Consider the following 23448-nt stretch of genomic DNA (forward strand, 5'->3'; position numbering starts at 1 on the left):
CCATGCGCCTGCGCACCAGCACAATGTATGCTATTTTTGGCATACATTCGGGCCATGCGCCTGCGCACCAGCAGAATGTATGCTGTTTTTGGCATACATTTGGGCCATGTGCCTGCGCACCGGCACAATGTATGCTGTTTTTGGCATACATTCGGGCCAATCAAAGACAAGCCCCGGGAAGGGGCTTGTTTGTTTATAGCTGTTTGTTACACCGAACCAGACAACCAGAGGTGGTAGACTTTTGTAAGGACAATCGTTCTTCACACACTATACAATGACAGGAGAATCGCCCTATGAACATCAGAACCGCAACTGAAGCCGATTATGATTATCTCGCAAGCCGTGACCGCCATATCCTGAACTCACTTCTTCTCTCTAAAATAAACCAGCAGGAGATTTACATTCTGAGCGAGGGTAGCCTGGACATTGGCTGGCTGCGGTACGGGTATTTCTGGGACCAGATCCCCTTCATGAATCTGCTGTGGATTGATGAGCCTTATCGCGGCGCAGGCTTCGGCAGACAGGCGGTGCAGCACTGGGAGCAAGCGATGCATGCCATGGGCCATAAGCAGGTTATGACCTCCTCGATGGCGAGTGAAGAGGCACAGCATTTCTACCGGAAACTGGGCTACCGGGACTCAGGCTGCCTGCTGCCGGATAATGAGCCGCTAGAGATTTTCTTCACCAAAGCACTGTAGCTGATACTAACTGCTCAAATGCTGGTTTTTCAGACCGGCTCCAAGCTCCGCCGTGTACCTGGTCAGCCGCAGGCTGATCTCGGTGCGCATCACATCCCGGGTAAGTCCGAAGCGTTCCTGATAGCCCCGGCAAAAGATTTTGTAATACACAAGGAACTCCTCCTGCTCATCGGCCAGCACCCGGATATTATGCTGCTTCAGCTCCTTCTGGAGCTGGTAGGTATCCTGCATAATACGCTGCTGAATCGCCTGGCCGGCGAGCATGAAAGCCCGCTTAAGAATACTATTGGACAGCTCAAGCTCCTTCAGACTTTTGCTGACCATCGTATCGAGGTAAGGAAGCAGAATGAGGTCACGCACCATTGTCCGCTCCTCTACCGTAATCATTTTCCTGCCCTCTGTCCCCTGCTTCTGCTCATACTGCTGGACATGCTCTGTCATTAACATTTTGGATTTCCACCGCTCGTTTCCGTCTAGCTTGCTCATTTATAGTGCCCCCCAATCTGCTGCGCCCGTTCCAGAGCAACCCCAGACTCCAGCAAAGAAGACGCGCGGATCAGCGCCCCGCTTCCGTACCGGTTCTTGATCTGATCAATAGCCCGTTCTCTGCTACTGCTTCGTATCCGGTCGTCGAACAAGGTCAGCTGCATCACGCTGTCATCCGTGAGCTGGGATATAGAGATAGCCAACCGGCTAATCGGCAAGCCGCTCCAATGATCTACGAATAGACGGTAGGCAGCCGCTGCCACCTCATGGGTTAACGACGAAGGCTCCGGCAGTGTCGTCTGCCGGCTGTAGGCATTCGAGGTGTTGCCGTCTGTCTCCACTACCGCAACGGACACCACAGCTCCCATGTATCGGTACTTCCGCGCCCGCCGGCAGACCTCAATCACCAGCTCCAGCAGCACCACCTCAATCTCTGGCAGCCGGGTATACAGATTCCAGCGCAGCGCCTTCCCGTGGCCGACGGACTTCATCTCATGGCGTATCCCGGTCACCACCGGGCTGGGATCGATGGTATCAGCAAAATAGTGTGCATAATTAAATTGTACATATTTAATTCACTGGATATTTTATATTCAGCATCGTTGCTGTATAACTTTTGCAATTTTGTAGGGATCGGCGGTAGGCAACTCAGCAGCAAATCCTTAGGAGTATCTTTTAACAGGTGAGATGAAGAATTCACCCTTCGAATCATGTTATAATCAACTTTGAATTTACTTAATTATCATAAGGAAATCGATGTGAGGGTGAATATAAGTGAAGCTTTTTATATTGGGAAATGGGTTTGACAGAGGACATGGATTACCCACAAATTATTGGGATTTCAGAACTTATTTAGAGAATGTAGAACCTCATTTCCTTCATTCATTTGAGGAGCATTACTACATTTATCCAAGAAATGATATAAACGCAAAGCAGGAAATGCTTTGGAATGAACTTGAGACAAACCTTGCTAACATTGACCAGGATGACATAATTGACAATGCTGTCAATATAGAGATGGGTTTGGAAAGCGGTGATGTGGGCATTGAAGACACCTTGCATGACTACTTTACAAACCAATATCAATACATTGATCAGTTAGCGACACATTTAAAGCGGTGGGTAAGAACTATTCGAATCAGAGATGTTCAACCTAGAACTACTTTTATTGAAAAAGACAATGACGCAATGTATACAGGCGTGTTGATTACCCATATTATGGGATGACAAAAACACCTAAATGTTCTTTACGCCTGAGCTGATTAAGCTGAACCTGCCACTCCAGCGGAAGATTAAATATACGCCAGTACTGCATAAATTCCCATAGAGTCAGCTTAGCAAAGACCGGTACCTTCGGATGAATTTCATCAAAAATGTATTTCAGAAGCACATACGCGGTAAGGGCCACAAACAATTGGCTATACACTGCATTTTCGGTGGTTCCAAACAGACAAGGGACATTCAAATGCTGTTTCACCCAGCGGAAAAAGACTTCAATCTCCCAGCGTGCTTTGTAAATTTCAGCAATCACGTGAGCGGACTCTTTTCTCAAATCAGTGACGACCCGTACGACTTCGCCCCGGTCATTTTCAAATTCAACGACGCGGTGGCGCTGGGCGGATCGGTGTTTCCCTTGACCGATATAACAGGTGATATCGCGTACAATTTTGCTGTCTCCCTCTGCCGGTCGCTGACGTTTTCGCGGCAACACCAAGTGGAGATTGTCTTTCAAACGAATCACAAAGGACTGACCTTGCTGCACATATTGATCCAATCGACCGATTTTTCCATATGCCCGATCCTGGACTAGAAGGTAGTCCTTATCGGCCAAGACTTCTCCAAATGGAGCGTCATTGCGCCGGGCAATCGATTCGACCACCTTCACGGGTGAATGCTGTCCATGCGAGAAGGCCACATGCAGCTTGATACCTCCTCTGAATTTTTTATACGGAGCCCAAGACATACGGGAGTTTGCCGCCGTAACCGTCGTAGAGTCAATAAGCAGAAGATCTTTAGGCAGATTCAGGTGCCGCCGGGTTTGCCGGTTACATTTCTGGACGAGCATTTGAAACAAACGCTTGAAGATATCGTAAGGCACTTCACCGGCTTTGCCCGAAAGAGTGGAGTAATGAACCTTGGGCAAATCGTAGTTCGAGCCCACCCGAGCACTTTGACGAAAGCCATCCCATTTGTGGTAGCAGGCTTGGATAAAGTAGTCGAACAACACACCGACAGTCATTTTGATTCCTGTATCCTCGTAGTTCTTGGTTTGCCCAGTCACCATTTCGACTTCTTCCGGAGTTAATACTTGTTTGAACACGGCCAGGAATGGGGTATTATTATTCATGAGGTCGCCTCATTTCGGTTTGGTTTGGTCGTACTTACCATTACCCGAAATGGCGGCCTTTCTTGTCCCTTTTTTTGGGAAATCAACACGCTTACAATGTATATAACATTCAACTACACAGCTGTATTAGAAACGGTTTACAAGGTGAGCAACCATAAAATAATACATATCCACGGATCTTTACGACAACATGATGATGAACCTGTATTAGGGCATGGTAATAAAATGAGAATTAATGATATCCAGGAAAAACGCGAGGAAGCAGAACGGGTATTTGATGAAAAAGGAATTAGTATTTGCAGGGTTGTGGAACAATATTACAACCAAACCTTTAAAGATATAAATTTATATATGTATAAACTGCGCCGTTTGATGGAAAAAGAGATCGATGAAATTATTATCTTGGGTCACTCTCTTGCAGGCGTTGATATTCCTTATTTCCAAAGTATTGATACTCTTACAAAGGGAAATGCGAAATGGAAGGTATATTATTTCAATAAATACGAGTTGCAACCAATGTTAGAAAGATTAGTTAGCTGTGAAATTGATTCTGAAAGAATTGAAATGATTCATGCACCTGAGTTCTACAATAAATAAAATCTCCATGAAGTTAGTTCAATACCACGTCTGCTCTTCTAATTGTTCTTTTCTCTCCTATTTAAACCAGAAATAATAGACTGTTGCAACAGCTAGTGATTCCAAATTTGCCGAGCGTTTCGAACGACTTTGCGACTGACGGAGTTTAGGCACACAAAAATTGATGTTCATTTCAAGTAAATAATCTACTCACTATAGTAATATTCATGTTGACCCTAAAAGTGCAACTGTAAAGGAGGTTGTCAGATGAGTAAAAAAATCGGCAGAAACGAACCTTGCCCCTGTAAATCCGGACAGAAATATAAAAATTGCCATGGAACAATGAAGGATACACCGATTCTTGATCCACAAATCCCCTTAGAATCAGCAATGAACAAGAGAATGAATGAAGCACGAATAAAACATTGTATCCATCCCAATCAAGCGGAGTGTTCCGGCAAGATAATCAAAGCTCATGCGATCCAAAATAATAGAATCTTAAGCCACATTAGTGATAATGGTGTAGTGTACATGGTAAAATCTATAGGAAACAAAACAAGACTGCAGTACATCTTTAAACGTGTCGGACGAGCAGCTGCAACAACATTTACCGGCTTCTGTGGTACACATGACACCAACCTGTTCTTGCCAATTGAAACTGTAAGCTACAACGGAACGGATCAACAGAAATTCATGTTTGCTTATCGGGCCTTTTCTTTTGAATACCACAAAAAACTTGAGGCTCAAAATGTCTATAAGAAACTCGCTGATGTCAAACCAAGTTTACTAAAGAGTAACCAACACTTAGAACGCGGGGAAGGATACGAACTCGGATTGAACGATATTACACGACATAAAGCAATCCTGGATGATGCACTCCTTACCAATAATTATGACATAATTGAAACCGTTGAATTGTCATTTGACGGACAGGCTAATATCGCATTATGTTCCGGTTTCTTTCTTGAATACGATATTGAAGGAAATCAAGTGAATCCAATTGATGATCCAGCGATAATCATGAAAATCCTTTTGTTGAATTTATTTCCACAAGACGATAAGTTGTATGTATTATTCAGTTGGCTTAGAGAAGATGCACCAACATATCAAGGGTTCAAGTATCAGTTGCTTTCCCTTTCCAAAATTGCACAATTACAGGTTCTCAATAATATGATACCCGTCTATTCGGAAAACACCGTCTATAATCCATCATTTATAGATGCTTGGAGCGAACGAGAAAAGCGACAATACTTGTGGATATTTGAAGGCTCGGCAACAGGACTTATCTCTGATACACATATAAGAGCATCTTTACTAAATAAGACGAGATATAATCTTTTCCCAGACCTTCAAACTTAAACGAACAGCGGCAAAGAAGAATTGATATCTTCATTTGCCGCTGTTCGTTTGTTTTATAGATGAGAAGAGAGGCCACATTGCGAGAAGGCGCTTCCATTATTATGAAAAAATAGAGTGTTAGACTGAATAATAAAGTAGTAGACTCAAATCGCTCCCACTCCTTATAAAATTGGTTACAATTCTCTATTAATGCTCCTACCCCAGCTTAAAACCGTGTAGCTTAGTGACTGCTTTCAAAGCGTCTACTAAGTTAGAGTTCTGTGCGGCTGTGAATCAACATTATTTTAATTCACCAAAGCTTCAGCGAGGTAAGAATGGATATGAATTAGTTCAAAAGTTTTAGGTGTCACCGCTACGGTTCTGTGAAAAAAAATAGTAACCCTGACGCTAGAGATTCATTTGACTGCCAAAATGCATTTTCAACACCAAGAGTATGCACAGTTGCTACTTTATCTGACACAACATCCTACAACTTTATTTTCTCAATTTGCTTCATTTTTTCTTCTGGCAATTATCTACTTGATCTTACTTAATTCCTTGGCGTTGATAAAGTAGCATAAAGAAAGAAAACAGCGACTAACTTAGGATACTTCCCCAAGTTGGTCGCTGTTGTTTTTCTCGGTTTCCAGTTTCATGACTATTATTGTTATACATATTCCAATTCAAAAAAAATCAGAACAAACGATCTCAAAATCTATTGAAATGTGGAGCACCAAATGGGTATAATGGATATAGTTGGCACTCAAGGAACGCAAGTGCTAACAACCTTTATGAAAGGAGGAATTATATAAAAAGATAACTCATTGGGGACCTATCATATCAAAGTCGGCCTAACTTTCATTCAAACCCGAAAAAGAAGGTTTGAGTTGTGATCGTGGGGATCACAACTCAAGATATATGTATAGCTCCATAACTATATTATATAAGATACGTCATCAGCGATGTATATCCTTCTATTTTCCAAAAAAATTTTAAAAGAAGGATGATCCTATGAACTCTCATTTATTGTTAAACGTATCAGCGCTATTAGACGAAATTGCATCTAGACTAGACCTTTCACCTTCCAAATACAAACAAGCTGTTGAACGGTATACGGCTGTAAGCAGTTGGATTGCTGAAGGCCAAATAGAGGGCATTGAGGAGATTAATTTTTATCCTCAGGGATCCTTCAGATTTGGAACGGTAATTCGACCGATCCGCGGTGGAAAGGATGCGGAATACGATATTGATTTAGTGTGTGAAGCCCAGATTAGAAAGTCAGACACCACACCTCAAGTAATTAAGCAGGCAATCGGACACCAAATTATGGAGAATAAAAAATATCTTAAAATGCTCGATGAGGAAGGAAGACGATGCTGGACTTTACTGTACGCAGAAGAGGACGGGGTAGGATTTCATTTAGATGTTCTGCCCGCCGTACCTGAAGAGTTCTCGGCGACCAATCCCCCAGCCCGTCCGGAATATAAACAAACAGCGATTGCGATTACCCACAAAAATGAGGATCGGACCTACAAATGGTGTTCCAGCAATCCAAGCGGATATGCTCAGTGGTTCAGCGACACAAATAAAACTGCGTTTGAGCAAGTGAAGTCAACCCAACAACGCAGTATCTTCGAAAACAATCAGGACATTTATGCACGCATTGAAGAAGTTCCTGATGCCCTCATCAAGACCCCCTTGCAACGAGCTATTCAAATCCTGAAACGGCATCGTGATGTTCGTTTTATCAACCACAAGTTTCCTTTTGATAAACCCATCTCCATGATTATTACCACTCTTGCTGCCCAACTTTACAATGGCGAAAACAACGTCTATGCTGCACTATCTAATATTGTAGATCAATTAGATGCGCTTGGTGGACTCTTACAGCCTAGCTACAAACAAAATATTTCTCTTATGCAACAAGACCTAATCTCACGAAATGATGATGGAACTTGGTCAATCTTAAATCCTGTAAATCCAGAAGAAAACTTTGCAGATCGCTGGCATGAAAATGATCACCGCAAAGCCATGCTCTTTTTTCAGTGGACACAATGGGTCAAGAAAGATCTTATTCAAATTACAGGAACAAACGATATTGGGAAAGTCGTCAAGTCCTTCGAATCCACGCTTGGTCAAATTTCCAATACAGCGGCAAAATCTTTGGGGTTTGCCACGGCACCTGCGTCTATTGTTGTTCCAACCGTTCAGTTATCTAATCCAAATCGGCCATGGGGCTCTCTATAATGGAAAGCTCTCTGATATGGGAACATTTTTACGAGCTGTCCGATGATTTTCCGGATCTTATACTGACCCCTGAAGAAAATAAGTTCTTTATTCGAGGGAATATACATTTTCGAGCCCAATACTCTGGACATGAATCCATCGAAGATATATTTCATATCGAAATTGAGATACCCGAAACTTACCCATCTGTTCCTCCCGTTGCAAGAGATCTGGGGGAACGGATTCCTCAATCATTTCACACTTTCGTAGACGGAAGTTTTTGTCTTGGAGCACCACTTGCAGTGAAGATGACATTTGCAAACAATCCCACCTTATTGGGGTTTGTTAACTCACTTCTAATTCCTTATTTATACACCTTCTCCTTTAAAATAACTCATCAAGGAAATTTGCCGTACGGAGAACTCTCACATGGTGGAAGTGGCCTCATGAATTATTACATGGGGCTATTTGAAACCAGCCAACCAGTAGCAGTTCTAAATTTTTTGAAAATCTTGGCTTTTCGAAAATACCGCGGACACATACCATGCCCATGTGGAAGTGGCAATAAATTAAGAAGCTGCCACGGTTCTTCTCTCTTGGAAATACAAGGGTATCAAACTCCAGAAGAATTTCAATCTGATTTAATTGATTGTCATCTATTTTACAAAAACCATATTAAGGAGCGAAGATTTCATGTCTAAAACCTCAGTTCCTCCACATATCATTCATATGCTTTGGGGAAAAACAGCCGGCCGTTGCCAATACAGAGGCTGCAATGAGCCCCTGCATATTGACCTCACAACAAAAAAGCTGATGAACCGTTCTTACGTCGCGCATATCATTGCAGATAGTCCGAATGGACCGAGAGGGGATGAAGAACTTTCGCCAAAATTAGCAAAAGCGATTGAAAACTTAATGCTATTATGCGATGCACATCATCGAATGATTGACGTGACGGATGTCGCCGGCCACCCTACCTCGCTCCTTCAAAAAATGAAAAAAGAACATGAAGAACGCATAGAACTGGTTACAAGTATACAACCCGAACAGCAAAGCTTGGTGGTGCTATACGGTTCCAATATTGGTGAGCACAATTATCCTATTTCCTTTGAACAGGTAGTTCCTGCGCTATTTCCACATCGCTATCCGGCTGAATCGAGGGCTATTGAATTGAGTTGGAAGAACAGTTCATTTTACGATTACGAAGAGGACTTTTGGAAAATGGAACATGAGAATCTCAAGCGGCAAGTAAAGTTGCAACTCATGCCTCATCTAAGTTCCGGAAAATACAAACATGCCTCACTTTTCGCACTCGCTCCTCAGCCTTTGTTAACCTTCTTGGGAACTATGTTATCGGATATATTTCCTATGGATGTTTACCAACTTCAAAGGGAACCTGAACAAAGGTGGGGCTGGGTGGCCGATGATACTTTACTTGATTTCAATATATATCCACCGCAAAAAATATACCCGACTGTTGCGTTAAACTTGTCTTTAAGTGGTTCTATTGAGCCCTCCAGGATCATTGAAATTCTGGGCGAAGAAACATCTATTTGGACAGTGACAATGACTATACCCAACAATGACTTCATAAAGACAAAAGAACAGCTTATGTTGTTCCGGCAAACGCTGAGAGGGTTATTTGATCAAATTAAACTGACTCATGGACAAGATAATTGTATTCATGTTTTTCCAGTAACAGCCGCTTCTACTGCTGTTGAATTAGGAAGAGTTTGGATGCCAAAAGCCGATTTACCGCTTGTGCTATATGATCAAAGTAAAAAAACAAATAAGTTTATTAAAACAATTGAAATCAAAAAGGAAATTGCGTTGGTTCCTTAGTAACCACAATCCTTGAGTGACAAAGAACAAATGCTTCCTTTCATCGAGGAAGCATTTGTTCTTTGAGATCAATGGCAAGTGTTCTGGAGCCACTCATGCCTTTCAAATATCTCAACGCTCCTTGCGCAGACCAGTCCACAGAAAGCTTTTGAATATATTTTGGAATGGCTGAAAGATCAACGTGCTTTTTCCCTTCCTTCATGCACTTGAGGAGTACTTCATGGCCAGCCATAGAAAGTGCATCAAGACAAACAATATGCGTCAATCGATATTCCTTATAATCCGACCATTCATCTGAAAATCTCTTCTGGATTGCCTCGTAATAGGTTAACGCAATAATGAGTTTTTCTTCCTTTGACAGACTGGATATCCGGTAGTCAGCAGTTAACAAATGAAGAGTTCGGTATAGATTTTGTAGCGTCACATGTCGCCCTTTGCTCCGCTTACCAATAATCGTCCCGATGCTGTAAAATGGGCTCTCTTTACGTACCATTAGTTCCGTTGCAATCCAACTTATATCATCAGAATCTCGTCTCAAAAATTTACTAAGGGATGGGCCAATCCCTTTAGCCTTTGTATTAATTGTATCAAACAACTTGATTTCTTCATCTTCATCCAAAGAATGAAATGCCAGGAAAGGAATATTGAGATCCGATTGAGTCTCCCCGATATACTTCTGGATTCCACCCATCCGGTGTTGCCCATCCATTAATGAAGCCTTCCCTTTACAAAGAAGTCGCCCATATGTAGGACGTTGACTATCATAGGGGGCGAACTCCCACTGCGATGCTGCATTGAGCAAAATCGGAGTAAATAGGGCATCTTGCCCTTTAGATAAATACAATGCAAAGTCGTCGCATCTTTTGGAATCTACTGGACGCTGATATCCTTTTCCAGAGGGCAGATCAAACGGCTTTACATAAGTTAGCTGCACCCCGATAGAAGCCGGAAAATAACTTTGATAGGCAACTCGGCCGCGCATTTTGCACTGGAGTACATTTTCAATAACAACTTGATTCGGTAGCATATTCATGGTGTATAAATCTCCTCAACAAAATGGTCATGTATATAAATATAGTTCCTTTAAGATCTAATTACAAATGGAAATATATATGCTTTAAGTATATTCAACTTTAGTGTTTATTTGCCTAATCTTTTAAAGAGGTGATAAACACTTGCCTAAATTAGCCGTTTATGTAGGTTCGAATGTAAGAGTCTATCGAAAAAAAAGAGGTTTATCTCAGGAGCAACTTGGGGAACGTGTTCAACAGCCGCAGTCTTATATTGGTGGGATTGAAAGAGGAGAAAAGAACATTTCTTTAGATACACTTGAAAAGTTCTGTTTAGCTTTAGGGATTAAACCTGGTGATTTACTGGAAGCCCCTTTTCCAGTAGAGCAAAATGAAAAAGACAAGTTAATTGAATCGATTAGTATTTCCCTTCAAAAACGATCGACAAATGAAATTAGGGCTCTCTCAAAATTAATTGGGAATCTGATTAAGATGCTCGACTCTGATTTGAGATAAGAAGCAGCTTCAATGGGCTGCTTCTTACTCCGCTCAAAACCTCCTGTAGGCTTCTAGAGCGATTCTAAAGACCTCCAGGACCGCTTCATGCAACAACAGTCCTCTGCCTCACTAAGCAGTATTCAAGCGCCTCTTGAAGTACAGCAGCTTCCTTCTCTTTCTGGACTTCTTCGAATTTCACTACTCAGTAATTCTATATTCCACTCGGATTTTCGAGTTGCCGTACCGGCAGTCTCCTTATTAGTTTTAGACTAATCCTTGAAATTGAAACTGCGACTGCCATGGACAAGAAAATAAAATCCTAGACTGTCGCTGTTTTCTTTAAACTAACGTTTCCTGTTGGCGTAATGACTTATCAAAATGCTCATATGAGTAACGTCTCGCATTCACAAATGCTCACTGGCTTAATCCTAAGAGGCGGCTGTTCTTTCGCAGTTTGATGTGCAGGATTGTCCGCTACGGCGTAGATAGTAAAATTATGTAATATAACATTTCTGTATTCACTACATACGACGAAGTCGAATGTATCTGGTTTTACTCTTCCGAAATTCACCTGTCAAACCGAGGGTTTATGCATAATTCTGGATATTATAGGGAGCAGATTAACCTTATGGCCTCTTCTCATTGTATTAATATCTTGTTTAATTCACTTCTATATATTGGGTCATTAATTCTGGCAACTATCTCATTTCTTAAATCTTGACGATATGTTTGATCAAGATTTTCAAAACTCAATATCTGATACGCTATTAAGTATTTTGAAAGTGGATAGACTTCGTAATCAGTTTGACCATGCAAAATAAAAAGTTTATCAGCGCTACTTAAGGGTTGATTCGAACAAAGTTCATTTAAATTATCTAATACTCTTAAAGCATCTAATTGACCACAATCACTTATTGTCTTCTTAAAAATATCGTATTGCCCAACTATACTTTTTATTCTTGGTAAGACTGCAGCAACTTGACGTGAAAGAAAACTTGAATTTTTCCATATGTTTGAGTATCTATTAATATAGGAGGCTAATTCTTGAGAACTTCCGTATTTGGCTATTATCCAAAGACCTGCAATAAAATTAGTTGCTGATTTTCCAGCAGTGCTTTGAGCTAAATGTACAAATTCTCTTCTCATACTATGACCAGGTGTTAGCTTCCAATCAACAAGGACCTTAGCGACTCCAAAAATAGATGGATCATCAAAGCAATCTTGGCTTCTTAAGAATTCCGACAGATGTTGAAAGCTTTTTTTACCTGGACCAAGTCTCTTATAATATCTAAATATTTGATTTCTTAATCCTGGCTGATTACATAACAGATCAGGCACAAGTTTTTGCAAAAAATTATCATTGGTGATTGATGATAATGAGAAGTATCTACCTAAGATTTTATCCCAACGTCCAACCTTCTGTTTTTTATTAAAGTCTCTAAATCTTCTCCTAATTCTTCTTTTTTCATCATCAATTGAATTTCCCGTTTCAATAAGACGTTTTACTCTATTGCTCATTATTGTGATATACCTGTTCTCGTTTGGTATAAAATATTTTTCTGCTTCAGCCATATTAAGCACTTTAGTTTTGCCCATATTAAGTCGTATACCACGGGTCAGCAATAATTCATCGAGGCCTCTTAATATTTCTTTTGCTTCATGAATATGATCAACACCAAAATCAATGTCATCCATCCATCTGACAAAATTGCCATTTGTTTTTTCATGTAGATATTTATCTATTTCGAATAAAAAAGAATGCCCCAGTAGTCTTGGCGCATCATAATTTAATTGTGGTAAACCCATACCTGACAATGGTAAGTAGTCAGGCCGCCAAACAAAAGCTTCTACTATGTAAAAAAGAAAGTCTAATAATGTTTCCTCAATTTTACCGTAACTCGCTAAAACATTTCTAAGCTGCCTAAAAATAATATTGTCGAAGTAATTAGAAATGTCAGTAATAACCACATAGTCAAATGTTCGTGTGAACTCGTAGATTTGCTCTTGAAATCTCGGCCAAAGTTCCCACCATGCATACGGAAAGGTTTCATCAATATCAGCTTCAGATTTTGGAGCTGCATGACTTCTGCTATAATAAGCCCGATCCGATGGTTGTGCGTTACTAATAATAGGTGAAATACTTTCGACGATTGATTGTAGGACTACAGCATCCTCAGGAGAAGGTATTAGCTGATGTCTGCTCACTCCTAACTTTTTTTCTACAACAATTTCGTAGTATGATTTAGGTCGATACATACCTTCACTTATTTGATTACTTATACTTCTAAGAATTTGAGTCTTATGTCTGTGAAAATCAAAATAATCATGTAAATCAAGTAAAGCTTGCCCTCTCATGCCTTCCTTTACATATTTTTTCCATGCAGTTTCCATTTTCCTTGCTTCAAAGCACTCTTCGAAAGTAAGAATTCTATCATTTAATCTGGGTGTATTTACACGCCTCATTTAAATCCCTCCTAAAGTGAAAAAAGATTTCTGGGTATGTTAATGTTTTTTAATTATTACATGTATTTACTATAAACTATAACATCTTATTTATGAACTTCGTAGAATTCGCAATCTAAAGCATATTTGTGAATTTTTTTGTACTACCCTGCTCGTTCGCTTAACGGCCTCGACAGACTAGTTCTTTATTTTCTTAGTCTACAACTTTATTTTACTAATACTTTGTTTTCTTCTGACAGCAGCAAACGGTATTCCAAACTAGATCAGCCTTTACTCCCAGAAATCATCGCAAACAGTTAATATATGTTTCGACAGTAAATAACTTTTTATGATATCATGCGATTGATTATGGTGGGAGGAGGTATTATTGTGGTTGAAGTCAGTTCTATTACAAACCCTAAGCATACTGTTCAATTTTGCGTACGATGTACTTATGCCAAGCTAAATGAGTTAACGAATGGAACTCCTATCATCAAGCAACATGCTATCATTTCCCTAAAAAATATAAGGAACAATAAGTTTGTTATTCACCCCTTAACATCCTTCATCTTCTCAAACTGGAAGCACAGGGCCTACAATACACAAAGGCATCATGCAAATAATGTTGTTTCATTTTTAAATTTTTTGTTAGTTCATCCCAAAGTTAAAATTAACTCTTTCTCCCAACTAACCTTTGAACATGCCTCATTATTTTTAAATTTCCTTACGAAAGAGAGTAGATCCAGGTCTACCATTAAAGGAATTCAGCGAACACTCACCTTGTTTTATGAATATTTAGCCAAAAAGCAGCTCTTACTTGCAGTGACTCCCGACCAGTTTGATCGAAGATCTAACCCACATGATCCCTATAAAACATATACGACCTCTCCATTTAAAGGCATCATTCTTCCCGGCAGAGACCTGCCTCATCAAGCTCACATGTTACCTGAAGAATACATTATCCCTTTTATTGAAACTGCAGTTCGAGTCGCTAATCCCATCGCGTTAGGTATTTATTTTCAATGTTTTGGTGGCATTCGCGTCGGAGGGCTTGTAAATATCCGTCGAGATGATGTCGCTTCAATAGGTGCTTATGGGGCTCATGGAATGATTATCAAACTCCAAAAAAAAATAATGAGACCGGATGTAGTAGACCTCGAGGGGTCTACTTACGTTAAAAAACCAAGGAAACAAGTGGTCTACCCAATAAAAAACTGGCTTCAAATCCTTTATAAAGAGCATCTGAAGAGTTACTCTCCCCTTGATGGTTCTAACGCACTTTTTGTCACAACTGAGGGGAAAGCAATGACCGGAAGTTCATACCGTTATTACTTCTCAAAAGCTAAAAAGGAATTTCTTCTTCGGCTTAGACAGTCTACAAACCCTATTGATCGAGTAAATGCATCGAAACTTGAAGAATTTAAATGGTCAACACATATTGGGCGTGGTATTTTCACAAATCTATTGGCTGAAGAAGCATCGAATGTTTATGATATTGCTTTGCCTAGAGGGGATTCAAACTTATCCTCATCCCTTGTGTATCAGGGGAATACGCTCCGGATGAAACATAAACTTGAGGCTCATCTGGATGACCTCTACAAAGACTACCTTCCAAAGCTCAATAATAGATAGAGGGGACTTAAATGGGATATTATTCGACGCGTGAAGCAAGTCTAATTTTAAACTTTTCAACTACTGCAATCATTGGGATGATTAAAAAAGGGGAATTCCAAGGGGCTGTTCAGGGGATTCGTAGAACATGGTTAATACCTAAACAAGAAGTGGATCAAATGGCTAGTATTCCTTATTCTGATTATTACAAAGCATCTGAAGCAGCAAACTTAATACAGCACAATAAACAAAAAGTCCTTAAGATGATCCATTCCGGGGAGCTCAAAACAGCAGTATTTCGTACCCCGCAATGGTGGATACACAAAAAGGAGATTGATGATCTAGCGGACCAATATAAAAAATGGGAGACTGAGTATTTGACTACCTCTAAAGTTGCTGAACAACTCGATCACCACACCAGATATATCCTACTTTTGATCAATTCTAATATGTTTCCTAATGCAGTTTTCTTTAAGAAAGCATGGAGAATTCCACTCTCCGATGTTGATGACTATCAAAAGACTTGTACTCCTGAAGGATTTCTAACTAGTCAAGAAGCAGCTGAAATTCTTGGCTTGACTATTAGTGGTGTGAATACAAATGCTGCTTTAGGGAAATTTTCGGGTGCGTATAAAAAAGGAAAGAAGTGGCTTTACCCCGAACATTCTGTAAACCAAGTACTGGAGCAAAGACGAGTAGAATCTCAAGTTTTAAGCTCCGTAGAGCTTTTTCAAAAAGAAGCCTCAAATTTTGAGAATCCACCTCACTTAAGAAAAACACTGTTGCTGTTTAAAGAATTTGCCCTTACTAAACTATCCGCAAGCAAAGCCTCGGAAGAAAATCAATTATCTTCCGCCCGGCAACTCGCTGCTCTATTAAAAACATTAATTCCGTTATTAAACAAAGAGATTGTGAATTTATCAGATCATGAAATTGTTGAGATTTTGAAAAGAACCACTTTAAATCACTTAAAAAAAGTTTTTCTTTCTCAGTTTCTTCAGTATTGTTCGGGTACTACTTCTTGTAAGTTTAAAAATCAATACCGTGAAGTTCGCAATAAACAAGAAGAACAAGAAATTTATTCGCCCGACATCTTCTTCTCTTATTACAACTACGTCCGTGATTTTCAGTACCACTTAGATCACGCTATTACAGATCGTAGATATGCCGTTACTTGGCTTTACATATTGATACATATGATTGATGCTTGGCGTAAAAGTGACATCCTCAACTTTCCACCTGTTCCCATTGAAGTGGTACAAATTGAATCATTTCATGACTTCAGTAGCTTTACCTTTACCCATGCTAGCGCGCAAGCTCTTTTAAACCAAATCGCTTCAAGAATTGAGCGAATGTATGTATCCAAAACGGGAGCTCTCGGACATTTTATCGTCAACGAGGATATGCAAATCCCAACAGCTATCGCATTAACAATCTGTGAGCTTCATCGAAGAAAAGAGGAAGATCCTTTTTTATTGCGCTTTGGATTTATAAAGACCAAAAATATAAATCAAGTGAAACATTATCATTTTAAGAACTTCTTTAAGAATAAGCCTGAGCTAATCCATTTCTCCAGCTTAAAAATGAATCGAAGTTTATTGACTTATTTTTTCCACAGCATTACAGAAGGTAAAGATAATGCTGATATTTCATACTACTTAGCTCAGCGACTGCGAAGTCATCTTTCAGAAGATACAACTGCAACCTATATCCAATCAATTAATAATGATGGTTCTCTGGATCGGGTCTCCATCAATCTCTTTAATCGTGGCCATTTTGGTTGGCTTTATAATTTCATGCTTCGCTTATGCATCACAACTCCTTTAAGCATGGAGCAGCAGACTCTTCTAATTTCTCAGTTGCAGTTGGAGTATACCCCACCTCAGCTCGAAGGACTTGCATATTTTCTAAAAAAACAACATAGCGAAAAACACTCCTTAGCCCTAAAAATCGCCCAACTTCCCAAAGACGAACTGTATAGCAAAGTATTGAAAATTTTCAAAGGCGAACTACCAGCAAAAATTAAAAATGCTCAATGCTTTACTTATCCTAAGTGCTCCTATCCAACCGCAATATCATGCATGCATTGTGATTATATTATTCCTAAGACTTATTTAATGATCTCCATTGCTGAAGAGATACACAAACGTATTCACTCCCTTACGTGTACTCCATTTCCTGCAGTAAGAATCAGGGAATCCACCATGCTTTATAAGGTGCTTGATCTACTGCTCCAAGCTAAACAAGAGTTGGGACAAGACTATATCGAACAGTTCATTCACCTGGAGGATCTCGAATCCAAACTGATCTTCATAGATCGATTATTGCTCACGGAGGAATCGGAATGAAAGAAACTTTAGTTCAAAGAGAACTTGTGACCCATACGATAAAAAATCGCTTTATTGAATCCATCGGTTTCATTTCCTACTCTCCGAAAACGTTAGAGATTTTTAATCGTTTATTTGAAGAACTGAAGGATAGGGGAATCATCGCACCCGAATCAACTTTCAATGGGCGTGAGTTAAAGATACGAAATAAGGATTCATACGGAAACTTTATTTTCGACTTGGATATGTATCCAGATTTACAGCAGGCACTACGGTGTTGGGTCTTGTTGAAAAAGTCTGCCTCCCTTAGCACATCATTTATCTTAGGCGCTTTTAACAAACTTAAATCGGCAATTTTTTTAACTACTGCCTTTAAATCAGATGAAAATACTTTGGCTTCTTTAGATCAATACCTTAGTAATTTGACTCCTCGTGTTAGCAAAAACATGGCCGAACCACTACTTGAATTTTTATCCTTTTTGAATCATTCTAGTTTTGAACGGTATCATGAAGTTTGCAGCCCATATATTTACCGTATGGTTACCGTAAGAGAACTTCCCCCTTATAAAGATATTTTAATTTTTGATGATATCTTAAATCGATTCGTTAATGTGTGTAATGAGCAAGAAAAACTACGGTTTTTCCCAATTGTCTTATGGTGGAAGATCACTCGAATCATTCCGATGCGCCCTTCAGAGTTTTGCTCCATACAAAGGGATTGTCTTTCTGTTGCACATGGCGGTAAATATTTCATTATTATACCCAGAGAAAAAAGAAAACCACGCAACTCCTGTGAAATAGAACTCACAGATACTCTACAAATCAATGCAGAAACGTATCTACTTATTCAGGAATATATAGACCTGACTTCTCAGTTCCCTCCAACACCATTTCTGTTGTCCTATATGGCTTACCGCGAGTTTTTAAGGTACTCGCCCGATTCCAAAATTAATCCTGAGCGATTTTCGCTTAATCAATTTTCGCTTTTGCTTGATCATTTCTATTCTAAAGTTATTATTAAAAAATTTCATAGATCTAACTTAGCAAGAATTACTCCAGGCGACACTCGTCATTTTGCATTCTGCAATATGATGCTTCAGGGATTTAACATGCTAAGTATTGCCCGTATGGGAGGTCATCATAGCCTTCATAGCCAAATGCATTATCACGGACATTTAGATCACTTTGCTGAATCTTATGTATACACTTTGGCTCAATCCCACCGAATGGATCGAATCACTTTCTCTAATTATGATGCCAACTTTAACTTCAGAGAATTAGTGACCAAGGGGAAATTATACGACTTAAGCAATTTTAATGAGTTTCATGAAGTAGACTACGGATATTGTACAGATCATCCTGCCAGATGCGAGATAGGTGACTGCAGATTCTGTAAACATTTCTTTATCCCTCGCCAAGACCTGCAACACGCAATGAAGTGGTTAAAGGATAGTTCTGACTCTCTGGGTACTCGCATCAAAGAACAGCTCAATTTTATTAAACGTTTGGTTAAAGATATGGTTTATAACCTAAAAACACTGGAATATCAATATTCCGCCCAAGAGAATTTATCCTCTGCAGCAAATGAACTAAAAAGGATGTTAGATCAAAAATCGCTCGTTGACTCTTGGATGGAGGATGAACAATAATGCCACAAGAAAGACCAGGTCGGCCTGAGATTTACAGCGATCAGCAACTTAAGGATATCTTATTACGCTTTGCTGTTGAAAACCCCGGTAAAAAAATCAGCCCGTTTCAGTTAGAAAAAGAAACCGGTATAAAAAGGCACGTGTGGTCAAGACGGATGAAGCACATCATTGACGATCTCAGTACACCTGTAGAAAAGGAATTTGGAGGAAAGGACGGTTCACTTCCCCTTCCGAATATTGCCGAATTAGTTGAGCTGAATTGGGATAACAAAAACAAACTGATACATTCCTTATCTCATATCAACGAATTGCTGCAATCGATGTATGAGCAGGCACTGCTGTATCATAACAAGTGCTCCGAATACGAAGAGCTTGAGCAAAAATTCAATCAGCTTGCACACGAGAACCATCAGTTAAAAGACAGAGTAAATTATTTTGAAAAAAAGTACATGGAAGTTGTAGTCCAATCCACATATAGCTCCATTCAAAAAGAACAGGGCCTAAAAAACGTAATTCAATTAAAAAGTAAAAGTATAGAGCAACCTGGATTGAGCACCAACTTTTCAAAAGACTTTAAGGACCTATTTGAATAAAACATCGAAATTACTAAAAAGCCCTTATTGACTTCTTACATCTTAGTTAAATGGATTGATCTGCTTTTAATTGTGTAAGAATATTTGCTGCGTATTTGGTAAATAGGATACTAATCTCAGATCGTAATACTTCTCTGACAATTCCAAATCGGTCTTCATAACCACGACAAATATAACGATGATAAATAATTCCGTCATGAGTTTCATCGCTAAAAATCTTGATATTTCGTTGTCTTAATTCTCGGTTGATTTTGGACATATCCTTAGTAATGTAATCCATTATGACCAGAATCACTTGTTCAAATAGTTGCTTAAATAAATGCCTTGAGCTCCGAAGGTCCTGTAAACTCTTGTCGCACATGGTTAGCATATGAGGGAACATAATGGCGTCTCGAATCATGGTCAGTTCTTCCGTCGTTATTCTCCCCGTCTGCAAACTTTTATTTCTGTTCTCATATTGCTCTTGATGTTCCGTTAAAAGCATCTTTGATTTCCATCTCTCATTCCCGTCGAGTTTGCTCATTTGAAATGCCCCCCAATTTGACTTGCTCGTTCTCGCGCTACACCGGCTTCCAGCAAAGATGAAGCCCGCATGATGGCATCACTGCCGTATCGTTCCTTAATGTAGTCTGTAGCTCGCTCAACCGCGTATGCAGCATTTCTGTCTTCAAATAGGGTCAACTGATAGATACTGTCGTCCGAAAGCTGTGTTAGCGAAATATGTAAATTGCTTACCGGTAACCCTTTCCAGTGATCAATAAACAGTTTTCGCGCTGCCTGTGCAACCTCATGCGTCAAGGACGTAGGTTGTTGCAGCGTTACCTGACGGCCAAATGAAGAAGCTTTTTCTCCATCCGTTTCTACAGCTCCTACAGACACCACCTGGCCTTGGTAGCCATTCCTGCGTGCTCGCCGACAAACCTCCACCACTAGTTCAAGCAGGACGACCTCAATATCCTCTAAGCATCTGTATAAACTGCTCCTTAAAGTTTTTCCATGGCTTATGGATTTAAGTGCACCTCGAATGGAGGATACTACGGGACTTGAGTCCTTTCCATTAGCAATCTGCCAGTAATATTCCGATTGGATATCCGATTGTTTTCGAAACTCTCTGCGCATCCTTTGCTTAAATTCGCCTAACTCCAAACGTGCAACATCACCTATGGTCGGTAAACCCATCCGGAGAAAATGCATCGTCATCCTGGAGCCAACCATAAACATTTGATGAACGGGTAACGGCCAAAGATCCTTTTCCATATTCTCAAATCCCAGCTTAAATACACCATCGTTTCTTTTTTTCGCAAAATTATCAGTTGCCATTTTAGCTAAAATTTTTGTGGGGCCAATTCCGACCCTAGACCATACGCCAGTCGATAACTTCACTCGTGACTGTATTAAATGGGCAATTTCATCTTCGGCTCCAAATAGAGCGGTAGAACCTGTTACATCCAGAAATTGTTCATCGATGCTGTAGGGCTCGACTTGATCTGTTATTGATTCAAAAATCTTCGTAATTAATAAGGATATCGTGATATATCGCCCCATTCTGGGACGAATGACTACGAGATCAGGGCAGAGAGCCAAGGCCTCTCCTACACGCGAGGCAGTTGTAACACCCTTGGCTTTGGCAAGAGGGCAGGCGGCCAAAATAATCCCTGATTTACGTAACGGATCGCCGACGGCTACCGGTTTGTTTTGATACTCTGGATGAGCTGCTTTTTCGACGGAGGCATAAAAAGATTGTCCGTCCACGAGAAAAATGACTTTAGACATATCCAAATCACCAGCTTTGTAGTATTGGATTCCTTTCGATAATAATTTTGCACATAATTATTTATGTACAAAACGTCTTGATACTTTAAAAGGCCAAAACACTGAGTTATTTTGGCAATTCAAATTATGCACATAAAAAATGTTGCAGATATTCGATGCCGCGTGCGGTCTGCCAATAATATTCCGCTTGAATATCGCTCTGCTTACCCAGCGTGGTGCGCATTCTCCGCTTCAGCTCACCCAGCTCCATCCGGGCAATGTCTCCAATGGTCGAAATACCCATGCGGTAGAAATTCTTGGTCATCCGGCCCGCCACCATGAACATTTCATGCACTGGGCGCGGCCATAGCTCTGTGTCCAGATTATCGTAATCCAGCCGGAAGGTTCCGCCTGTCTTCTTCTTGGCGAAATTATTGGCCATTTTAGCGAGGATTTTGGACGGGCCGATGCCCACCCGGGTCCACACTCCGGTAGATAACAGAACATGCTGCTGGATCGAGTGAATCAGCTCCGGCAAATCCCCTCCGAACACGCGCAGAGAACCGGTCACATCCAGGAACTGCTCATCAATGCTGAACGCCTCCACCAGATCGGTATACCCCTGGTAGATCTCTGAGATCAGCAGCGAGACCTGAATATACGTCCCCATCCGCGGCCGGATGACCACGAGATCCCGGCATTTCGTCAGGGCTTCGCCCACGCGTGATGCGGTAGTTACGCCATAGGATTTCGCAAGCGGGCAGGCGGCCAGCACAATCCCGTTCATCCGCGACGGATCACCCACAGCGACAGGCTGATCCGCATATTCGGGATGGGCCGCCTTCTCGACGCTGGCATAGAAGGACTGGCAGTCCGAGAGCAGAATAATCCGGTCCTTAGGCATACCTCCGCCCCCGTAACGGATGCCACGACAGAATATTGGCGGTCAGGAATACACGGGGCTGGCCGGTACTCAGACAGGTGGCACGTATGCGGCCGTCACGAATGCCGCGCACTTCAATTTTCCGCTGCGTAATCTGGCCCGCTTTGTCCAGGTATATGATTTCTATGGTTTGGCCGATGCTCATCTTCATGACTAATCGCCTCCGGGCTCAAGTAAGAACATTTGTTTGTATTATAACCAGGATTAAGATTTTTAAGCAATGGTAAAATAGAACAAATGTTCCCGTTAAGATAGGGTATGCTGAGTCGGGGATAGTTAGAACCGGGAAGGAACATTTAGAGATAGAGAAAAGCTGGAACAAACAGGAATTTCACCGCATTCCCTAGCTGGAACTGAAACCCAAAAGGAGGTAATATTGAATAATGTCATACCACTTCAAAGGAGAACGTCCATGCTTCTAAAAGCGAGTCTCCAATCGACTCTCATTTTCGTTTTTTTGTTAGCCATGGCCGCCTGTAGCAAGGGGGATAATGTTTTAAAAGGGAAGGTACACACAGTAGATGTAGAGAATACAAGGATCTTGGTAATCGCTCAGTTGAAAGAAGAAGACTTGAATAAGAATTACAAGGAAGTTCTAGAAACTAATATGTATTCTCAAGCCATTTGGGTAAATAAAGTTTCACCTTCTAAATATAAAAAGGGTGAAGAAATTGAAGTGTTCTATCAAACAAGTGATGATTCGTTTCCGGCACAAGTTACCGCCAACAAAATTGTAAAATCAAAAATGGAGTAATGTAGCCTGCAGGCCAAGCAAGGGCCCCGAGCTACTTCGGTTCCTTACGGACCAGAGAGCCGTTAATTTGAAGAAACAGGAACTTCTTGCGGAGTAACGGACCGAGTGGACCTTATTGTCTCTCTAAAGAACGTTTAGGAGCGGAATATTCGTTAATAAGGGCCGTGGTGTCCGCAACTTGCCCAAGTTGTGACTCTCCTTCCAAATAAGCGCGTCTCAGTCCGTAACGCCGAGCCGACCGTCCCATTAAGACCGAACCCCGTCGGAGTATGAGCATTGTGTGTGGATAGAGGAAGCTCGATTACTGAGGGGCTGGACTGCAACTGTCCCCCTTGCTTGGGCTAACGAAGATAGCT

At 40.7% G+C, this 23448-nt stretch carries 22 protein-coding genes; 13 read left to right on the forward strand and 9 right to left on the reverse strand.

What is annotated here, in order from left to right:
• Positions 1-293 precede the first annotated feature (293 nt).
• Positions 294-698, forward strand: a complete 405-nt coding sequence (locus MKY12_RS23755) for a GNAT family N-acetyltransferase (protein WP_339311171.1) — start codon at positions 294-296, stop codon at positions 696-698.
• Between the two features lie 6 nt (positions 699-704).
• On the opposite strand, the gene MKY12_RS23760 is transcribed toward MKY12_RS23755, so the two are convergent.
• Positions 705-1184, reverse strand: a complete 480-nt coding sequence (locus MKY12_RS23760) for a hypothetical protein (protein ID WP_036732304.1) — start codon at positions 1182-1184, stop codon at positions 705-707.
• The gene (locus tag MKY12_RS23765; RefSeq protein ID WP_339311173.1) at positions 1181-1675 is read right to left on the reverse strand and encodes a hypothetical protein; all 495 of its coding nucleotides are present in this window, start codon (positions 1673-1675) and stop codon (positions 1181-1183) included. The genes MKY12_RS23760 and MKY12_RS23765 overlap by 4 nt, the downstream gene beginning before the upstream one ends.
• Positions 1676-1958: 283 nt before the next feature.
• Here MKY12_RS23765 and MKY12_RS23770 point away from each other — a divergent pair, with 283 nt between their 5' ends.
• Complete coding sequence (locus MKY12_RS23770) at positions 1959-2411, forward strand: AbiH family protein (protein ID WP_339311174.1); 453 nt, start codon at positions 1959-1961, stop codon at positions 2409-2411.
• Here the strand turns inward: MKY12_RS23770 and MKY12_RS23775 are convergent.
• Positions 2401-3531 carry an IS4 family transposase gene (locus MKY12_RS23775; RefSeq protein ID WP_339250465.1) on the reverse strand — a complete coding sequence of 377 codons (1131 nt, stop codon included), beginning with the start codon at positions 3529-3531 and terminating at the stop codon, positions 2401-2403. The two genes, MKY12_RS23770 and MKY12_RS23775, sit on opposite strands and share 11 nt — an antisense overlap.
• Before the next feature lie 24 nt (positions 3532-3555).
• Here MKY12_RS23775 and MKY12_RS23780 point away from each other — a divergent pair, with 24 nt between their 5' ends.
• The 5 genes from MKY12_RS23780 to MKY12_RS23800 all read left to right on the forward strand — a co-directional run bounded on the left by MKY12_RS23780 (position 3556) and on the right by MKY12_RS23800 (position 9513).
• Positions 3556-4128, forward strand: coding sequence for an AbiH family protein (locus tag MKY12_RS23780; protein ID WP_339311175.1), 573 nt, complete (start codon positions 3556-3558; stop codon positions 4126-4128).
• Positions 4129-4374: 246 nt separating this feature from the next.
• Positions 4375-5466, forward strand: a complete 1092-nt coding sequence (locus tag MKY12_RS23785; protein WP_339311177.1) for an SEC-C domain-containing protein — start codon at positions 4375-4377, stop codon at positions 5464-5466.
• A gap of 990 nt (positions 5467-6456) precedes the next feature.
• Complete coding sequence (locus tag MKY12_RS23790) at positions 6457-7692, forward strand: nucleotidyltransferase (RefSeq protein WP_339311179.1); 1236 nt, start codon at positions 6457-6459, stop codon at positions 7690-7692.
• Complete coding sequence (locus MKY12_RS23795) at positions 7692-8372, forward strand: SEC-C domain-containing protein (RefSeq protein WP_339311180.1); 681 nt, start codon at positions 7692-7694, stop codon at positions 8370-8372. The genes MKY12_RS23790 and MKY12_RS23795 overlap by 1 nt, the downstream gene beginning before the upstream one ends.
• On the forward strand, positions 8365-9513 hold the full coding sequence (locus MKY12_RS23800) for an SAVED domain-containing protein (protein ID WP_339311181.1): 1149 nt from the start codon (positions 8365-8367) through the stop codon (positions 9511-9513). Before MKY12_RS23795 ends, MKY12_RS23800 begins: the two co-directional genes overlap by 8 nt.
• A gap of 40 nt (positions 9514-9553) precedes the next feature.
• Here the strand turns inward: MKY12_RS23800 and MKY12_RS23805 are convergent, their stop codons facing one another.
• Positions 9554-10546 carry a DGQHR domain-containing protein gene (locus MKY12_RS23805; protein ID WP_339311182.1) on the reverse strand — a complete coding sequence of 331 codons (993 nt, stop codon included), beginning with the start codon at positions 10544-10546 and terminating at the stop codon, positions 9554-9556.
• A gap of 142 nt (positions 10547-10688) precedes the next feature.
• Here MKY12_RS23805 and MKY12_RS23810 point away from each other — a divergent pair, with 142 nt between their 5' ends.
• Complete coding sequence (locus tag MKY12_RS23810) at positions 10689-11039, forward strand: helix-turn-helix transcriptional regulator (RefSeq protein WP_339311183.1); 351 nt, start codon at positions 10689-10691, stop codon at positions 11037-11039.
• A 621-nt stretch (positions 11040-11660) separates the two neighbouring features.
• Here MKY12_RS23810 and MKY12_RS23815 read toward each other — a convergent pair.
• On the reverse strand, positions 11661-13484 hold the full coding sequence (locus tag MKY12_RS23815) for an RNA-directed DNA polymerase (RefSeq protein ID WP_339311185.1): 1824 nt from the start codon (positions 13482-13484) through the stop codon (positions 11661-11663).
• 369 nt (positions 13485-13853) lie between these two features.
• Here MKY12_RS23815 and MKY12_RS23820 point away from each other — a divergent pair, with 369 nt between their 5' ends.
• The 4 genes from MKY12_RS23820 to MKY12_RS23835 are packed head-to-tail and all read left to right on the forward strand — an operon-like array spanning position 13854 to position 19643.
• Complete coding sequence (locus tag MKY12_RS23820; RefSeq protein ID WP_339311186.1) at positions 13854-15095, forward strand: hypothetical protein; 1242 nt, start codon at positions 13854-13856, stop codon at positions 15093-15095.
• 11 nt (positions 15096-15106) lie between these two features.
• Positions 15107-17422 carry a helix-turn-helix domain-containing protein gene (locus tag MKY12_RS23825; RefSeq protein ID WP_339311187.1) on the forward strand — a complete coding sequence of 772 codons (2316 nt, stop codon included), beginning with the start codon at positions 15107-15109 and terminating at the stop codon, positions 17420-17422.
• On the forward strand, positions 17419-19050 hold the full coding sequence (locus MKY12_RS23830) for a hypothetical protein (RefSeq protein ID WP_339311188.1): 1632 nt from the start codon (positions 17419-17421) through the stop codon (positions 19048-19050). Before MKY12_RS23825 ends, MKY12_RS23830 begins: the two co-directional genes overlap by 4 nt.
• Entirely contained in the window at positions 19050-19643 is a 594-nt protein-coding gene (locus MKY12_RS23835) for a hypothetical protein (RefSeq protein WP_339311189.1), read from the forward strand. The genes MKY12_RS23830 and MKY12_RS23835 overlap by 1 nt, the downstream gene beginning before the upstream one ends.
• A 46-nt stretch (positions 19644-19689) precedes the next feature.
• On the opposite strand, the gene MKY12_RS23840 is transcribed toward MKY12_RS23835, so the two are convergent.
• From MKY12_RS23840 to MKY12_RS23855, 4 genes are all read right to left on the reverse strand, one after another.
• Positions 19690-20166: a hypothetical protein gene (locus MKY12_RS23840; RefSeq protein WP_339311191.1), complete on the reverse strand. Its 477-nt coding sequence runs from the start codon at positions 20164-20166 to the stop codon at positions 19690-19692.
• Entirely contained in the window at positions 20163-21416 is a 1254-nt protein-coding gene (locus MKY12_RS23845; protein ID WP_339311192.1) for a DNA polymerase IV, read from the reverse strand. The genes MKY12_RS23840 and MKY12_RS23845 overlap by 4 nt, the downstream gene beginning before the upstream one ends.
• A gap of 124 nt (positions 21417-21540) precedes the next feature.
• Positions 21541-22299 (reverse strand): hypothetical protein, encoded by a 759-nt coding sequence (locus MKY12_RS23850; RefSeq protein ID WP_339311193.1) that lies wholly within the window; start codon positions 22297-22299, stop codon positions 21541-21543.
• Positions 22292-22489, reverse strand: a complete 198-nt coding sequence (locus MKY12_RS23855; RefSeq protein WP_339311195.1) for a hypothetical protein — start codon at positions 22487-22489, stop codon at positions 22292-22294. Before MKY12_RS23855 ends, MKY12_RS23850 begins: the two co-directional genes overlap by 8 nt.
• A gap of 261 nt (positions 22490-22750) precedes the next feature.
• On the opposite strand from MKY12_RS23855, the gene MKY12_RS23860 reads away from it, so the two are divergent.
• Positions 22751-23092 carry a DUF3221 domain-containing protein gene (locus tag MKY12_RS23860; RefSeq protein WP_339311196.1) on the forward strand — a complete coding sequence of 114 codons (342 nt, stop codon included), beginning with the start codon at positions 22751-22753 and terminating at the stop codon, positions 23090-23092.
• The last annotated feature ends 356 nt before the right edge of the window (positions 23093-23448 follow it).

Origin of the sequence: Paenibacillus sp. FSL M7-0896, from assembly GCF_037975415.1 — a bacterium.
GTDB classification, from domain to species: domain Bacteria; phylum Bacillota; class Bacilli; order Paenibacillales; family Paenibacillaceae; genus Paenibacillus_AQ; species Paenibacillus_AQ silagei.

What these genes read in the sequence shown, in the direction of transcription:
- MKY12_RS23755 (WP_339311171.1), top strand. Translation starts at nt 294, where the DNA reads ATGAACATCAGAACCGCAACTGAAGCCGATTATGATTATCTCGCAAGC.
- MKY12_RS23760 (WP_036732304.1), bottom strand. Translation starts at nt 1,184, where the DNA reads ATGAGCAAGCTAGACGGAAACGAGCGGTGGAAATCCAAAATGTTAATG.
- MKY12_RS23765 (WP_339311173.1), bottom strand. Translation starts at nt 1,675, where the DNA reads ATGAAGTCCGTCGGCCACGGGAAGGCGCTGCGCTGGAATCTGTATACC.
- MKY12_RS23775 (WP_339250465.1), bottom strand. Translation starts at nt 3,531, where the DNA reads ATGAATAATAATACCCCATTCCTGGCCGTGTTCAAACAAGTATTAACT.
- MKY12_RS23785 (WP_339311177.1), top strand. Translation starts at nt 4,375, where the DNA reads ATGAGTAAAAAAATCGGCAGAAACGAACCTTGCCCCTGTAAATCCGGA.
- MKY12_RS23790 (WP_339311179.1), top strand. Translation starts at nt 6,457, where the DNA reads ATGAACTCTCATTTATTGTTAAACGTATCAGCGCTATTAGACGAAATT.
- MKY12_RS23795 (WP_339311180.1), top strand. Translation starts at nt 7,692, where the DNA reads ATGGAAAGCTCTCTGATATGGGAACATTTTTACGAGCTGTCCGATGAT.
- MKY12_RS23800 (WP_339311181.1), top strand. Translation starts at nt 8,365, where the DNA reads ATGTCTAAAACCTCAGTTCCTCCACATATCATTCATATGCTTTGGGGA.
- MKY12_RS23805 (WP_339311182.1), bottom strand. Translation starts at nt 10,546, where the DNA reads ATGAATATGCTACCGAATCAAGTTGTTATTGAAAATGTACTCCAGTGC.
- MKY12_RS23815 (WP_339311185.1), bottom strand. Translation starts at nt 13,484, where the DNA reads ATGAGGCGTGTAAATACACCCAGATTAAATGATAGAATTCTTACTTTC.
- MKY12_RS23825 (WP_339311187.1), top strand. Translation starts at nt 15,107, where the DNA reads ATGGGATATTATTCGACGCGTGAAGCAAGTCTAATTTTAAACTTTTCA.
- MKY12_RS23830 (WP_339311188.1), top strand. Translation starts at nt 17,419, where the DNA reads ATGAAAGAAACTTTAGTTCAAAGAGAACTTGTGACCCATACGATAAAA.
- MKY12_RS23835 (WP_339311189.1), top strand. Translation starts at nt 19,050, where the DNA reads ATGCCACAAGAAAGACCAGGTCGGCCTGAGATTTACAGCGATCAGCAA.
- MKY12_RS23840 (WP_339311191.1), bottom strand. Translation starts at nt 20,166, where the DNA reads ATGAGCAAACTCGACGGGAATGAGAGATGGAAATCAAAGATGCTTTTA.
- MKY12_RS23845 (WP_339311192.1), bottom strand. Translation starts at nt 21,416, where the DNA reads ATGTCTAAAGTCATTTTTCTCGTGGACGGACAATCTTTTTATGCCTCC.
- MKY12_RS23850 (WP_339311193.1), bottom strand. Translation starts at nt 22,299, where the DNA reads ATGCCTAAGGACCGGATTATTCTGCTCTCGGACTGCCAGTCCTTCTAT.
- MKY12_RS23855 (WP_339311195.1), bottom strand. Translation starts at nt 22,489, where the DNA reads ATGAAGATGAGCATCGGCCAAACCATAGAAATCATATACCTGGACAAA.
- MKY12_RS23860 (WP_339311196.1), top strand. Translation starts at nt 22,751, where the DNA reads ATGCTTCTAAAAGCGAGTCTCCAATCGACTCTCATTTTCGTTTTTTTG.